General features: G+C 47.2%; 15 protein-coding genes. 2 read left to right on the top strand and 13 right to left on the bottom strand.

Annotated elements, in window-relative coordinates:
• Positions 1–36: 36 nt before the first annotated feature.
• Complete coding sequence (locus MH144_RS06425) at positions 37–1,086, bottom strand: 2,3-butanediol dehydrogenase (RefSeq protein WP_239298497.1); 1,050 nt, start codon at positions 1,084–1,086, stop codon at positions 37–39.
• A 351-nt stretch (positions 1,087–1,437) separates the two neighbouring features.
• Here MH144_RS06425 and MH144_RS06430 point away from each other — a divergent pair, with 351 nt between their 5' ends.
• The gene (locus tag MH144_RS06430) at positions 1,438–2,469 is read left to right on the top strand and encodes a LacI family DNA-binding transcriptional regulator (RefSeq protein WP_239298499.1); all 1,032 of its coding nucleotides are present in this window, start codon (positions 1,438–1,440) and stop codon (positions 2,467–2,469) included.
• Positions 2,470–2,603: 134 nt separating this feature from the next.
• On the opposite strand, the gene MH144_RS06435 is transcribed toward MH144_RS06430, so the two are convergent.
• The 4 genes from MH144_RS06435 to MH144_RS06450 form a co-directional block, all read right to left on the bottom strand.
• Entirely contained in the window at positions 2,604–3,575 is a 972-nt protein-coding gene (locus MH144_RS06435) for a D-2-hydroxyacid dehydrogenase family protein (RefSeq protein WP_239298501.1), read from the bottom strand.
• 124 nt (positions 3,576–3,699) lie between these two features.
• Positions 3,700–3,957, bottom strand: coding sequence for a hypothetical protein (locus MH144_RS06440; protein WP_239298503.1), 258 nt, complete (start codon positions 3,955–3,957; stop codon positions 3,700–3,702).
• Positions 3,958–4,074: 117 nt separating this feature from the next.
• On the bottom strand, positions 4,075–5,163 hold the full coding sequence (locus tag MH144_RS06445) for a hypothetical protein (RefSeq protein WP_239298505.1): 1,089 nt from the start codon (positions 5,161–5,163) through the stop codon (positions 4,075–4,077).
• Positions 5,160–5,753: a TetR/AcrR family transcriptional regulator gene (locus MH144_RS06450; protein ID WP_239298507.1), complete on the bottom strand. Its 594-nt coding sequence runs from the start codon at positions 5,751–5,753 to the stop codon at positions 5,160–5,162. Before MH144_RS06450 ends, MH144_RS06445 begins: the two co-directional genes overlap by 4 nt.
• Before the next feature lie 226 nt (positions 5,754–5,979).
• Here MH144_RS06450 and MH144_RS06455 point away from each other — a divergent pair, with 226 nt between their 5' ends.
• Complete coding sequence (locus tag MH144_RS06455) at positions 5,980–7,230, top strand: MFS transporter (protein WP_239298509.1); 1,251 nt, start codon at positions 5,980–5,982, stop codon at positions 7,228–7,230.
• 1 nt (position 7,231) lies between these two features.
• On the opposite strand, the gene MH144_RS06460 is transcribed toward MH144_RS06455, so the two are convergent.
• The 8 genes from MH144_RS06460 to MH144_RS06495 form a co-directional block, all read right to left on the bottom strand.
• Positions 7,232–7,393, bottom strand: a complete 162-nt coding sequence (locus MH144_RS06460) for a hypothetical protein (protein WP_239298511.1) — start codon at positions 7,391–7,393, stop codon at positions 7,232–7,234.
• Positions 7,394–7,429: 36 nt separating this feature from the next.
• Complete coding sequence (locus MH144_RS06465; protein ID WP_343226046.1) at positions 7,430–7,885, bottom strand: SRPBCC family protein; 456 nt, start codon at positions 7,883–7,885, stop codon at positions 7,430–7,432.
• 155 nt (positions 7,886–8,040) lie between these two features.
• Positions 8,041–9,144: an HD-GYP domain-containing protein gene (locus tag MH144_RS06470; protein ID WP_239298514.1), complete on the bottom strand. Its 1,104-nt coding sequence runs from the start codon at positions 9,142–9,144 to the stop codon at positions 8,041–8,043.
• A 277-nt stretch (positions 9,145–9,421) separates the two neighbouring features.
• Complete coding sequence (locus MH144_RS06475) at positions 9,422–11,257, bottom strand: UbiD family decarboxylase (RefSeq protein ID WP_239298515.1); 1,836 nt, start codon at positions 11,255–11,257, stop codon at positions 9,422–9,424.
• Positions 11,258–11,561: 304 nt separating this feature from the next.
• Positions 11,562–12,854, bottom strand: coding sequence for an amidohydrolase (locus tag MH144_RS06480; protein WP_239298517.1), 1,293 nt, complete (start codon positions 12,852–12,854; stop codon positions 11,562–11,564).
• Positions 12,855–12,931: 77 nt separating this feature from the next.
• The gene (locus tag MH144_RS06485) at positions 12,932–13,225 is read right to left on the bottom strand and encodes a hypothetical protein (RefSeq protein ID WP_239298519.1); all 294 of its coding nucleotides are present in this window, start codon (positions 13,223–13,225) and stop codon (positions 12,932–12,934) included.
• A gap of 131 nt (positions 13,226–13,356) precedes the next feature.
• Positions 13,357–14,454 carry a saccharopine dehydrogenase family protein gene (locus MH144_RS06490; RefSeq protein ID WP_239298521.1) on the bottom strand — a complete coding sequence of 366 codons (1,098 nt, stop codon included), beginning with the start codon at positions 14,452–14,454 and terminating at the stop codon, positions 13,357–13,359.
• Entirely contained in the window at positions 14,438–15,148 is a 711-nt protein-coding gene (locus MH144_RS06495) for a class I SAM-dependent methyltransferase (RefSeq protein WP_239298523.1), read from the bottom strand. The genes MH144_RS06490 and MH144_RS06495 overlap by 17 nt, the downstream gene beginning before the upstream one ends.
• Positions 15,149–15,158 lie beyond the last annotated feature (10 nt).

A 15,158-nucleotide genomic window follows, 5' to 3' on the forward strand; every position in this document is an offset into this window, starting at 1 on the left:
TCGTTTTAATACATAGAGAAGATTTCTGAGTTGTTGCTACTCGGCTTTGACCAGGATTTTCACCTGATTTTTCTCCTTCAAGAGAGCCTCAAACCCTTGATCCACCACTTCATCCAGCGAGATGCGCTTGGTCACCAGCTTGTCTGCTGGGAAGAAGCCTTTATCCATCAGACTAATCACAGCCGGGAATACATCCCGATAACCAATAATGCCGTTCACCGTACGTTCTTTCATGACGATAGAGTTCGGCAGGATCGGAGCCGCTTTCTCAAAAATGCTGACGATCATCAGCTCTCCGCCAATACGTGTCGAGTCGATCGCTTGCTGCAGCACAGGTGGAACACCTGTAACTTCATAAGCAACGTTCACGCCGCCTTGCGTACGTCTATGAATCTCTTCCACGACATTGTACTGGGTTGGATCAATAACGATAGCGCCAAGCTCTTCGGCTTTCGCTTTGCGCTCCTCGGACAGCTCTACCACGTAAATGTCGGAGGCGCCGGAAGCTTTCAATGCTTCAATAACGAGCAGACCGATGGGACCCGCACCAAATACAGCTGCAGTATCGCCTACTTTCAGCTTACTTTGACGCACAGCATGCAGGGCAACAGCAGAAGGTTCCACCAATGCTCCCTGTTCGTAGGAAATGGAGTCAGGGATGGCGTGTACCATATACTCTTCAGCTGTAACGTATTCGGAGAAACCTCCGCCTCCTCCGGCGAGACCGAGGAATCCCATCTGGTCGCACAGATTGTATCTTCCCTGTTTGCAGGCTTCACAATGTCCGCATGCATATATAGGTTCAACGACAACACGGTCTCCTGCTTGAAAACGGGTAACACCTTCACCCACTTCAACGACTTGTCCCGAGAACTCGTGTCCCATCACTACAGGTGCCTGTTCGCCTGTTAGCGGATGCGGTGCTTGGGCTGGAATGAAAATCGGTCCTGCGGTATATTCATGCAGATCACTGCCGCAGATTCCGCACCATTCCACTTTTATTTTAACTTTCCCCTGTGCCGGGCTAGGTTCATCGATATGTTCGAGACGTAGATCTTTAACACCATGCCAACGTAATGCTTTCATTCATTTCATCTCCCAGATCATAGGTTTAAATATAATCGGAAACGTTTCCGTAGTTAAATATGTCATAGTTTAGATAGTCTGTCAAACACATTTTCCCATAAATACGTCGAATTCATGAATTTTATGCCTTTACATGCTGCATGATAAAACCTGCTTTGATTGCCTCTATCCAAAGCTTTGCAAATTATAAGCTTAAGAACGTTTGGAATAAGTTAACACCGTGCTTACGGTTATAGCTAATGGAAAGTCTATTGACTTACAAAAAGTGTTATAATCAGAGTATACACATGAATTCAACAAGAAATTACTTTAGATTCGGAATCGTTTCCGATGAAGTGAGGTTACCCAAACGTGAGCAAAGATCAAAAAGTCACCATTAAGGATGTGGCGGAGTTAGCGGGAGTGGGAATTGCCACCGTCTCAAGAGCCATCAATAATTCTGAAGGTATCAGCAGCAAAACCAGAGATAAGGTCATGCAGGCCATTGAAGAGCTCGGTTTTGTTCCCAACACCTCCGCTCAGAGTCTAAAAATACGCCAGACCCACCAAATTGCCTTGGTTGTACCTGATATACGAAACGCGATCATTCCAGAGATCTCCTGGTCTGTTGAACAAACAGCTAAGCAGCACGGCTACCACGTGGTACAGATTAATACGGCGGGGAATGCCCGTACAGAACTGGAAACCATCCGAAATATTAAAAAGCTGCATGTGGACGGCCTCATATTCATGCCGCTTGCTTATCCCAAAACGCTGCCAGGTTTGATCGATAAGGCTCCCCTTCCCATCTCCATGATTAACTACGGCAAGAGGCTCGAACCCGGCATGAAGGCAGATATCGTTTCTCTATCTCAGCCTGAGGGAAAGCTTGTAATGGAACATTTAATTAAAATTGGACGAACCCGGATTGCCTATGCGGGTGCCCCCAAGGACATCATAGAAGAGCGTTATCGGGCGTATGAACAAGCTCTGCCTCATGTCGATATTTCACTTGTCTATTTCGGAGAAGATTTCTCCCTGAACACCGGAGCAAACGCTGCGGATTACTTCCATGGATTGACCCATATGCCAGACGCAGTCTACGCCATCAATGACATGGTAGCCATCGGATTGGTTAACCGGTTCAAAGAATTGGGTGTACGTGTACCCGAAGATGTCGCCGTGGTTGGGGTCGATAATAATCAATGGACTACCGTCTCATCCCCGCAGATCAGCTCGGTTTCCATAATGGGTGAAGAGGTTGCCAGGCTGGCGACAGAATTGCTGCTCAAACGAATTCGAGAGATGAGCACTACAGACTATGAGCATATCCAGTTTGAACCCAGACTTATCGTACGTGAATCAAGTGTAGCGATGATTCGTCCCTCTTCATCAGGTTCCTAAAGGTGTATCCTAGTAGATGATGAAATTCCCATGCAAAAAGGTGTCCTTACAGCCATTAATCACGGCCTGAAGGTCACCTTTTTTTTGATATCTGTATCGCTTTAATGAAAACCGAAATCTAGCATGGTTTGTTACTACTTCACGATCAACTGTCTAATCGGGCTGCCTTGTAGAAACATCTCGATGTTCTCTACCGCATGATTGTAATAGATTTCATAATTTCCTCGGGTCACATAACCCAAATGCGGTGTTGCCAGCACGTTAGGCAAGGTTCGCATGATATGATTAACAGGCAAAGGCTCCTGTTCAAAGACATCAAGTCCTGCCCCGGCGATCTGACCATTTTGCAATGCCTCAACCATAGCCTCCTGATCCACAATTCCCGCACGGGAAGTATTGATCAGCAATGCTGTCTTTTTCATCCGCTGGAATTCAGCCTGTCCAATCAGATGACGAGTACGTTCACTTAGCACCAGATGAATGGACACAATATCACTTTGCTCCAGCAGCTCTTCCTTTGTTTCGCACCAGATTACGCCTTGTTCTCCGGCTTGTCCAGGTGTCAAATGCTGACTCCAGGCCATGACGTTCATGCCAAAAGCCTTGGCAATCATGGCCATCCGCGAACCTATCTTGCCCAATCCGAGCAGCCCGAGAGTCTTTCCGTACAAATCCATGCCGACCGTACTCTGCCAGTTGCGATTGGATTTCAGCGCATTATTTTCTGTAACCAGCTGCCTGGACAGTCCTAGGATAAGTGCCCAGGTTAGTTCCGTCGGTGGATTGGAGCTGCCTTCTGTCCCACACACCGTGACCCCATGGCGTTCCGCAGCCTTAAGATCAATCGAGGCATTTCGCATCCCTGTTGTAATCAGCAGCTTCAGCTTGGGAAGCCTGGATATAACCGATTCAGGAAACGGAGTACGCTCACGCATCAGGATGACGATATCCACATCCTGCAGCTCCTGAATGACCTTTTCTTCCGAGCCCATGTAATGATTAAAGGTCTGAACCTCAACCCGATCCTGGACTGAACTCCAGTCAGCCAATGACAGGGCGACGTTCTGGTAATCGTCCAATATGGCGCAACGTAATTTCGTTTGCAATCTGTACCCCTCCTCCAAAATGCGTTATATCCTACACCTACCCGTATTGTACCAATTCGACTCCGGTCTGCCCAATGTCCTTAGACATAAAAAAAGAGCCGGAAATATGTTCCGCCTCTTCAATTCATATTAACATTTTAAAAATTAGCGCCGTGATTACAATCGCAATCGTGACCTTTGATAATCCACGAACTTTGTATACAAACCGATCTAATTTTCCCTGATCATTGGTAAAGAGAGATGCTTCTATCGCCGCCAGAGCCAATAATCCGAACATGATGAGACTGAATGTTATGATGCCTACTCCACCAAGAGTCGTTATCGATACACCTAGGACATAAAAGATAATAAGATACAATCGCCAATATGTAGTAAGTACCATGGAATTCCTCCTTGGAATTGAATGTTACTATATTTACGTTTCACTTTACATATAGTCTCATATAATCAATATTCTCCTATTGATTTACGATATTGGGGTTTATCAAGCACCCAACCCTTAACGCAAAGCATCCAGTTCAATTTCATGACTGACGTATAGCTCCATTCTGGATCTCAGTTGATGATATCGTTCGATCAGCACATGATCCATTCCGAGTGCATTCGTAATCACACCTAATATGGAATCATCCACATGTGGTGTACTCCAGCTAAACAGCTGCTGATACAGGTTCATCATGGATTCTTGGTTCTCCTTAACATATCTAAGCGGGTGTGAGATGGATTCAAGTTTTAACTGCAGCAAGTCGTGAAGCACGTGAAACCGATGCTCCTCAGCCATGCTTCTTGTTAAGCCTGCTTGGGAAGTCTGCACACTACTCGCTTTATCTGTAAATGTAGCTAAGCCCGCTTCGTCCTTCAGATCTCTGATCAAATCCGAAAATGTTAATCCAACCATGGGCATAGCCATGTAAGCCCACCAATGACTGCCTGTTCCATTACCGTACAGCTCCCAATTCGGATTCCATAACATACTTCGAATATGTTCTTTCTGAGAGGTTCCGTACATCGCAATACCCCATACCAGCCCGCCATTGCAGTCCACTGAAGCCTGTTCTCCCCACGCCAGAAGCTTCGGCACCATGTTCTCGGCAGGAGACCATTTTGCACATAATGCAGGGAGTATTTCCGGGAAAAGAGTATTTCCGTATACTTGCTCGAATTTATCACGCAACCGCTGATGTTGATCCTCACAAGGCATATGCAGCAAGGCCAAACAAGCATCTTTAGACAAATACCGGTCTTCTAACATTACACAATCCACAAGATATTCGGTGCTGAGTTGATGCCCCATGTAAGCCAGCACATGCAGAACGTCACCGGGAGTTCCCTCTTTTAGCTTTCCATTCACAAAACTACATTGATGAAGCTGACGCGCAAGCTCCATATCACCGCAACGCATGACGACTTCCAGCAGCAGTACATATCGATAATCCTCCGGATGCTCCAAATATAACTGGAGCAAGACCTCCGCGTCCTCCCGGTTCCCATACCTCGCAATAACTCGGCAATAGGATTGAATCACCCCCGTATCCAGAGGATGGCCCGAACGAAACCATTCCAGCAATTTTTCGGTGGGCTGAATCATATCGATTCCCCTCCAATAATCCATAACGCCGCCTCAATACTTTGCTCCACAAACAAGCGCTCCGGCCCCGATTTCATCAACACAGTAAGTCCAATCATTGAAATAACCAGAGATTTTGCAGCTGCACTCGCATTCAGATCGCCGGACAATTCTCCGGACCGCTGCCCCCGTTCGATCGTCTCCTGAAAAATCACGCCCAGATACATCTGATGCTCTCGGGTTAGAACGACGAATTTCGAGTCGTGCGGTGCCAGTTCAACCATCGTATTAATGCAAAAACAACCGTGACTCGGCTTGGACACATCCCCCTCCGCCCCAATGTGCTCAAACAGCGCACGAAATGCCTGTTTTACAGAACCTTCATGCTGAAGCCTCGATCTAATTTGCGCGGCATGCAAAGTGGTATATCTGCGCAGCGCTGTCTCGAATAACTCTTTTTTGTCCCCAAAGGCAGCATACAAACTGGGACGTTGAATACCCATTGCAGATGTCAGGTCAGTCAATGACGTTGCTTCAAATCCTTTATCCCAGAAAATGTGCATGGCTGCCTCAAGCACTTTATCGGTATCAAACTCCCGTTGTCTCACCATATTCTTTCTCCTTTTTATGTACCAATCGATATGTTATATCGTAGCTTTCATCCAGAATGATGTCAATTCCACTTCTCCAATAATTGATTGAAATAAATAACATACAACTGCGTTGAAAAGTTTGTAATTGACATTCGGATTACATATACAGTATGTTAATCCAGAACTAAAGTGTACTGATCAGTACATAATAAAAATCAAAAATTTATATTGAAAGGTGACTCTCATGAATACTCCGATTCAACAGTTACATCCATCTTCAAAAGCTCATGCTGGCATGTCCCGACTTGTTGCGCTCCTCTTTGCTCTGTGCAGCGGACTTTCCGTAGCCAGCATTTATTATGCTCAGCCCCTTTTGGATGCCATGGCCAGTGAATTCCGCATCTCCCACTCACATATCGGCGTCATCATCACGGTGACCCAAGTCTGTTACGCCATTGGTCTCTTTTTTCTTGTTCCTCTCGGTGATCTTGTTAACAGGCGAAATCTCATCATCGTGCAGATGCTCTTCTCTGTTGTGGCGCTACTTGTCGTTGGCACCACATCATCCAGTTCCATCCTGTTCACGGGAATGGCACTCGTCGGATTACTGGCTGTTAACACTCAAGCCCTCGTTGCCTTTGCCGCAGCACTCGCTGCCCCTTCGGAACGCGGACGAATTGTAGGCCTCGTGACTAGCGGAATCGTGATTGGCATATTGCTCGCTCGAACGGTTGCAGGCACCTTGAACGATTGGATTGGCTGGAGATCAGTTTACCTGTTCTCTGCATCGCTAACATTGCTCGGAGTAGTCGCCTTACTCTTTCTTCTGCCCAAGCATGAGCCTCAGCGAACAAAATTAAAATATGTACAATTGCTTATTTCGGTAATTCAACTCTACCGCGAGCTGCCTATGCTTCGAATCCGCGGCGTGCTGGGCATGCTGATTTTTACCGCATTCAGCATATTATGGACTGCCATGGTCCTTCCACTCAGCGCACCTCCATTCTCGTTGTCACATACAGCCATTGGCGCTTTTGGTTTGGCAGGTGCTGCGGGTGCACTGACTGCTGCCCGTGCCGGCAAGCTGGCTGATAAGGGTCTTGGGCAGCACACAACTGGATTCTCTCTTCTACTTCTCCTTCTGTCCTGGCTGCCGATCGGATTCGTTCATCAATCGTTATCGTTTCTAATCGTTGGCGTCATCGTTCTCGACCTCGCTGTACAGGCAGTCCACGTCACGAACCAGAGCCTAATCTATCAGGTTCGCCCTGAAGCACAGAGCCGTCTTACTGCTGCTTACATGATATTTTACTCAGTTGGCAGTGCAGCCGGATCTATCGCTTCGACTATGATGTATGCCTGGTCAGGATGGACGGGGGTATGCTGGCTGGGAGCAGGAGTGAGTGCAGCCGCATTCCTGTTCTGGGCTATTGACCGTTATTTACAACGAAATAAAATCCAGTCCTCTTGTGTTCCGACACATCAAGGAAATTGAATTATTTCTCTAACTTATTCCAAACAACGATGAACAGTGTTGCAAGCGGACCACATAAGAGGGAGATCAGAAACCAGTTAAGCCCACTTCTGTTTTTCCCTTGAGCAAGTCCGGCATTGATTAACGCCAGGGTGCCCCAACCAACAACATATTCGTTATCCATCACTCATCACACCTTATCAAGTAATTGTCGTCTGACCTATTCATTCTTCTGTTCCAATATAGCTTTCAGATTCATATTGCGGCTTTGGATAAAAGCATGCATATAATTCTTCAAGACGAGACGCTCAGCCAGTCTTCCCAATACACCGTATGGTGCTTCAAATTTCAGCATGTCTTTCATGCAAGTGGTCTGGTCATCGATCTTGCTAAAATGATGTTCATGACGCATACTCTGGAATGCCCCACTTACCATCTGATCGACAAAAACATGCGGACGTTCATATTGCACAATACGGGAAGTCAGTTTCTGCCTTATGCCAAAATGAGTTGCCTGAAACGTCACCGTGTCACCAGCATCTATTTTGCCGGATGTTACACCCGAAACAGCGCGTTCATGTGTATGTTTCCATACCGTCTGTGTATGAACATCAATATCACGGGCATAATCAAAACATTTTTCAATTGAGGCACGTATCGTGATTTCGGTTACCACTTCAATCAAGGTTTATCGCTCCTAGGGTAAAATGGATTTTGTACCCAGTATACGCCTGCTCTCCGTAGAGAACAATGCACCCAAAGCCGTTACACAAAAAAAGGGTCCCCTGTTATTATGCAGGAGCCCCGTTGTCACTCTAAATTTAATTAAACTTAAATAATCAGTTCTTTAATGGCGATGCTGCGTTCTTTGGACAAATCACGATACTGCTCGGACTCGACCTTAACCAGTGGATTGAAGATGTCGGACGTATTATTCATGATGATTACCCCTTTTTCACCATTGCTCAGAAGTACTTGCTTACCGATAAAGTTCGGAAGAAGGTGCTGCATCAGGGCCTGAACCGGCTTTTCATTCAACTTGCCAAATCCCATCGCATAAATGTCACGCAGATTGTTGATCAGGTTCGGATTGCTGCCACCGTGAATGCCGGATCTCATACCGATGTATACGTCAGCCACTGACACGATCTGCGTGTATGGATGGATTTCATTTTTATCTATTTGCATCGGATACCCCGAGCCATCTTCACGTTCATGGTGCTGAAGCGCTACAAGCGCAGTAGCCTCATCCGTCATGGAGCTCTTGATGATATCATGGCCATAAATGGTATGACGCTGTAATTCAAGCTGTTCATCCGCCGTTAACGGTTCCATTTTGTTACGAATTCGATGGGACACTCTACATTTGCCTATATCATGCAGATAGCCGCCACGGCTGATCTGGTAGCTTTCCTTCTGGGAATAACCCATCCAGTTGGCAAGATAGAAGGACAGTAATCCAACCTGAATGGAATGCGTGTAGTTATTTACATCATCACGTTCCAGCATCATCAGGAGATGTACGACATCCTTTTGCTCATCTAATCCGTCCACCATGGGCTGCAGTGCATCATCCACCATGGTAGCATTGAATTTACCTACAGTGAGTGCTTCGAGAAATGCATTTTGGTAATTATGTACAGTCTGTGTAAATTGGGATTTCATTTCTTCTTCAGGCGGTTCTTCCTTAATACTCGAACCGACTGCATTACTCGAACCGGCTGCAAATTTGGCCGCAGCGGCAAAAAACTCAGCTTCTGTTATTTCTTCTTCACGTGATTCAATATCTACATAGTCCACACGGTGCTGCATGAGCAAGGAAATATCCTCACTTTTGATTACAGTCCCTTTCCCGAGAATGTGCAACCCCGCATCGCTAAATGTATCCTCAGTCAGACGGTCTCCGTCTTGCAGGTTCATAATATGGATTCTCAATCGGTATTCCCCCTGAACAATTCATTATAGTAACAGTACCCGATGGATTGGGTCCCCAAAATACCTATACTTCTTTATATCGATCATTTTCTTGATTTTATGCATAGTTCAAACGACCTTAATCGCAAAAGGAAATACGAACGAGTAAGACTTTCTTCTCATTCATATTTCTAAAATAATCCCGGTTTTGCCCAATAAGGAACATCGAATGTTACCTTTCTTAGGATTAGAGAAAAATAAAGAGCCCAAACTTCCGTTTGGGCCCTTCCCTATAGCGTTAAATTTTGACCGATGCCAGACTGGCTCCACTGACAAATAAGCGTTCGATGCTTTTCTCAACCGCAGGATCAGGTATAAGCGGTGGTGCCTGATGCGGCTTCACCCGGGCATCAATAATCATCTGGTCGCACCCCCAGTGCTTATGCGTATAGCTGCTGTTTACACCATACATGTCGTGGGATGGATTGCTGCGCGTAAATGTAGCCCATAAGAAGTTACTGAGGCTCGCGCTCAGGAAAGAGCTGTCATCGCACAGAATGATCAATGGACAGGAATCGAGTCCTCCTTGTTCCTTCAGCATATCCGTAAATTGCTGCATTTCCCGCGCCGTCTCTTCATAACTCGTAAAAGCTGACGTCTGAATCGATACGATTCCCGGCATAATCAACTGCGCATTGGTATAACCACGAATATTCTTAAAGGTATCCGGCACTTCTGTGCACAGCTCCCGAATCTTCTCACCGTAGGCTGCAAAAACAACCTTACTACCGGTATTTAACCCGGTTCCTGAGTAATCCAGTGTATCGATGGTTGTATTGGTATGGAAATGGATATCCCGCTGCAGATTCATGCGCTCCAGAATATAGGTCAGGAATTCCACTTCGCGGTGGGTATCCAGCGGCTGCTGATCCTCAGCTGTAATAAACAGATACTTGGCCAGACTAAGCTGCCCCGTACCCAGAATACGGTTAGCAATGGTCAACAATTCCGTCGGCTGCTTCACCGTCTGGTATGGCGTATAACGCTCACTTCCGATTGCGAATAACAGAGGGTGCACCCCTGCAGCGTCTACAGCATGTACTTCTTTGACACCCGGAATCTCCTGTTTGATCGCATCGCCCGTAATTTCATGGATCAGATCACCAAATGCCGTATCCTCCTGCGGAGGACGACCGACAACTGTAAATGGCCAGATTGCATTAGGCTTCGCATACACTTTGTGTACTTTCATCAGCGGGAACTCGTGTGTCAAACTGTAATAGCCCAGATGATCACCAAACGGCCCTTCCGGTTTCGTTTCACCTGGATAAATATCTCCGGTAATGACAAAGTCGGCATCATTGCTAATACAGTATCCATCCTTGTAGCTATAGCGGAAACGACGACCAGCGAGCAGACCGGCGAAAGTCAATTCACTGAGGCCCTCAGGCAAAGGCATAACCGCAGACAGGGTATGAGCTGGAGGGCCACCGATAAAGATACTGACTTTGAGCGGCTCCCCCTTTTTGACAGCCTTCGCCTGATGTATACCAATCCCGCGATGAATCTGATAGTGCAGCCCGATTTCCTTGTTCATCGCATAATCATTGCCGCTCAGCTGGACACGATACATACCCAAATTGGAGTTCATGATCCCCGGTTTATCCGGGTCCTCCGAATAAACCTGCGGCAATGTTACAAAGGCGCCACCATCCATAGGCCAGTGCTTAATCAGTGGCAGATCCGAGATTTGAATTTCCTGAGCCGACACAGGCAGACTAATCGACTTCTGTTTGGGCAGCGCCTGCCAGGCTGCAAGACCTGTGCTGATGTGCTGCAGAGGCGTCTTGAGCGCCTTCATTGGATCGTCCCGTACTGCCATGACGCGCTGTACGCCTTCGAGCGTGTTACGGAACATGAATTTGCAGCGTTCGAGCGTGCCAAACAGGTTGGATACCGCTTGAAACTTCGAACCTTTCACATTTTCAAACAACAGCGCCGGGCCTTTCGCCTCGTGCACCTTCATATGTATCGCTGCCATTTCCAGATTCGGGTCTACTTCTTCCTTGATCCGGATCAGATGTCCATGCTGCTCCAGATCGTTGATGCAATCTTCCATATTGCGATATTTCATGGGATGGCTCCATTCTTTTGATATAATATATTTTTATGTTCATATATTCACATGGACGTGCAAACAATTAAATTGAACAAACCGCCTGCGTCCACGTTCTAATCTACTTCATCCTAAAAGATCACTCTTCACGTCTCTTCTATTTTATCAAATGATCTGCTAGTAAACAAAAAATATATATTATCCTCACTGATAAAGGTCAAAGATGGAGATCCCGAACATTACACTTCCGGGTACATGCAAAAGGCCAGCTAAGAACCTCGGTTCCAAGCTGACCTTCTTATCCCTCATACGAAAGATAATATTAAATTCCCTCAACAATCCGCTTCGCTCTAACTTTCACCTCACGATAAAGTTCATCCTCATCGATCGTTAAGAGCTTCCTGCCTCTCATCAGAACCTGTCCATTTACAATCGTCGTATCTACGTCTGCACCATTTACGCTGTATGCAAGTAGAGATTCCACGTCATGTACAGGCTGAAGATGGGGCTTCTCCAGATCGATCAGTATCAGATCCGCCTTTCTCCCTGCCTCCAGCATACCTACATCTTCCTGAAGCTTAAGCAGACCCGCGCTGCCCCGAGTAGCCATCTGCAGCACTTGCCTTGCCGGCAAGCAAGTCGGATCTCCGTAATCAAGCTTTTGCAGCCATGTTGCAGCTTTGATCTCTTCAAACATATCTACAGTCGTCGCACTACCGGCTCCATCTGTTCCGAGTCCGACATGAATCTCCTGTGCAATCATGTCCGTGATGGGAGCGATGCCGCAACCCAGCTTCAGATTGCTTACCGGATTGTGGGCTATGCCTCCACGCATGCCTTTCAGCCTGCCGATATCTCTGCGATTGAGATGCACTCCATGGGCAAGCAAAACATGTGCGTTCTCGAACATACCAGCTTCCTCAAGATATTGCGTTGGCGTCACACCATAACGTTCACGGATCTTCGCGACTTCTTCCTTGGTTTCGGCCAGATGGATATGAAGAGGTATATCTTCCTGTTCGGCCAGGGCAATAACTTCCATTAGCGGTTCAATAGGACAGGTGTATGGCGAGTGTGGCCCATACATCGTTGTAATTCTTCCATCCGCCTTGCCTGACCAGCGTTGAACGAGATCAATGGCTTCCTGCATCCTACGGCCGCCATCATCCTCCATAAATACCATTCCCCGTGTGAGAGATGCCCGAATGCCCGTTTTTATTACGGCTTCAGCGATCTCATTCATGTGGATATACATATCTGCATAGGCTGTGGTACCTGATCGAATCATCTCGGCCATGGACAATTGGGCTCCCCAATAGATGTCTTCAGGCGTCATCTGTGCTTCAGCAGGCAGCATTTTGCGGTCCAGCCAATCCATTAACCTCAGATCATCCGAGAACCCCCGAAGCAAACTCATTGGGGAATGCTGATGTGCATTAATCAACCCCGGCATGGCAAGCATGTTTTTTCCGTTCATGATGTCGTCACCCGGATTGGCGGCAAGGTGATGCGAGATCTCGGCAATCCGGTCTCCTTCAATACGAATATCCCCCAGGAAGGGGGCCTCTCGGTCTTTCATGGTTAGAATCATCGCTTGCTGAATCAATATGCCCATTCGTTTCACAGCTCCTCTGGATTCAAATAAATAGCTCAGATCCACAGGATAAGCCTTCACGTAACGGAAAGGTCAAGTCATGAATATTTCTGCATCGTGATCTTTCGATAACTTTGGATGAAAGGTTTGGGGTCCATTTTCACCATATAGGGGTACACCCCGGTACTTGTATGGAGGTAGAAAAATCCCCCCTCATTTCCCATTCTTCGAAAGGACATGTCGAATACATCCTTGATATGAAACTCGCGATATTTCGTTACAATTTTGTCCGAGTACAGGATCATGGATCGTTCGTTCGACTTGATCTCTTGTGCGAGACCTGTCACTTCCCTCTGTACTTTATAATAAGGCAGTACTGCAATACAGGTCATGATCCCCCTCCGCTCTTGTCATGATTCTGGTTCCATCATAGCAGATTGGAGAGGTGAGCCAAAATAATCAACTTGAATTACGATCTATAAAATTGAAGCTTGGAGCGCACTTATGGGGTTTATCCAAATGCTCACTTGATAACGGTCACGACATTCAGCGGAGATGGGAGCGCATTTTGAACATCTTGCAGGGTGAGACATTGTTCAATATGGAAGACGCCGTGGGCCAACTCAGTCCGGTACATTCGTTCCGCAACCGCTGCAGCCACTGCTGCCGTCGCATCGGCTTCGCGCTCACCCACCAGCAGGTGCTCTATTCGAACCGGTTTGCCTTGCTTCCATCCAGCTGCATCCACCTTGACCGCAAACATCTCTTCTCCGCCGGGAATGAGATTGAATGCCTTGACCGTTCCGCTTCGGATGGAAGGGTAACGCAGCAAGCTGAACACCCCTACTCTCTTTGTAATCGCCATGGATCTTGTAATCCAGCGGGAATCCAGGCATAAGCGTGTGGACACGGTTGGAATACGCAGCGTGCGGGCAACCGCATGTTGATCCGAAAAGTTAAACCGATATGCCTTTCTGCGTCCCAACTTTGGTCCAAAATCAATCCATTTGCCATCCTGGAAACTCCTTACCTCCGTTGGCTTACCATCCTTCATCACAGTATAAGTCGCATTCATCTGATCAACAGTCCACTCCACCGCTGCCTTTCCGTGCTTCTCCCCCAGTCCCAGCATGACGGTAATATCTGCTTCATCCACCTGATTCAGTTGAGCAGCAGCTTCACGTACAAGCAGATTCGTCACGCCAGGTGACAGGCCCACACTCAGCATGGCTGTTGCCTTGTGATGCTGCATTTTCTTATGTAATGTTTCCACTTGAGCAAGAAAATCCACCTTGGCCGAGATATCCATATAATCCGTTCCTGATTGTGCGCATGCCTCCACAAACCGCGTATCCGATTGATCGACACACATGATGACCAGCTTAACTGATTCCAGCATGACTGGATCGATAGCTTGCCTCACATCCAGCTGCAGCGGCTTCACAGTCCCTCCTGTAGTGCGACTGAATTTCTCCGCTCGATTCATTCGAGTTCCCGCTGCCCACACCTTACCCGGGAACAATTGCCCGAGCTGGGTGCATATCATTTGTCCTACTTGGCCATAGCCGCCTACGACCCAGATCTGGTCTTTATTTGCCTTAACATTAGATTCGAATTGCATAATAACCCTCCACCCAAAATGCTCCAAAATAGCGTGTAATATGAGTAAAACCACATTCAGAGAGCAGCGCCACGGTCTGCTCGGACGAGATCGGATCAGACTCCCTTCCCAGAGAAGCCACAAACCGATCCCACTCTTCCCGAGTTATTCCCGCACATAACATGTGGTCCCTCCATGCGTTCATCATGACCTTATGGGCAGGTGAACTCAGATCAGCGTTGACGGCGGCAAGAAGCAGCGGCGCTCCGGATTTAAGCCTCGCAGCGAGACTGGTCATAAATTTCCTCTTCGCCTCCATACCCTGAAGGAAATGCAGCATCAGCATGCTTGTTGCCCCTTCGTATAACTCATCCAGCGGCAGTTCTTCCACCGTTATGCCTTCCAGTTTCACTCTTGGACCTAATCCTGCTTCAGCAACCCTTCGCTTCGCTAACTGAAGCATGGGTCCGGAAGGATCTACACCGGTGAAGGTCCACCCTGGGTGTCTATCTGCCAGCAAGGTAATCTCTTTTCCTCCTCCGGCACCGGCAATGAGTATCTTAGATTCGTTGTTATCCGTTAACGATGCAGCCAGCAGCCTCTCCATCAGATCATGCATATGAGAATATCCCGGAATCTTCAGGGAAATGGATTGTTCATAACGGTTTTCATCTGCTGTCTTCCAGCTCATCAGGGATGAGTGATCCGCGTTCATGGTGCCACAC

The organism is Paenibacillus sp. ACRRY (assembly GCF_022346995.1).
In the GTDB taxonomy this organism is placed as follows: Bacteria; Bacillota; Bacilli; order Paenibacillales; family Paenibacillaceae; genus Paenibacillus.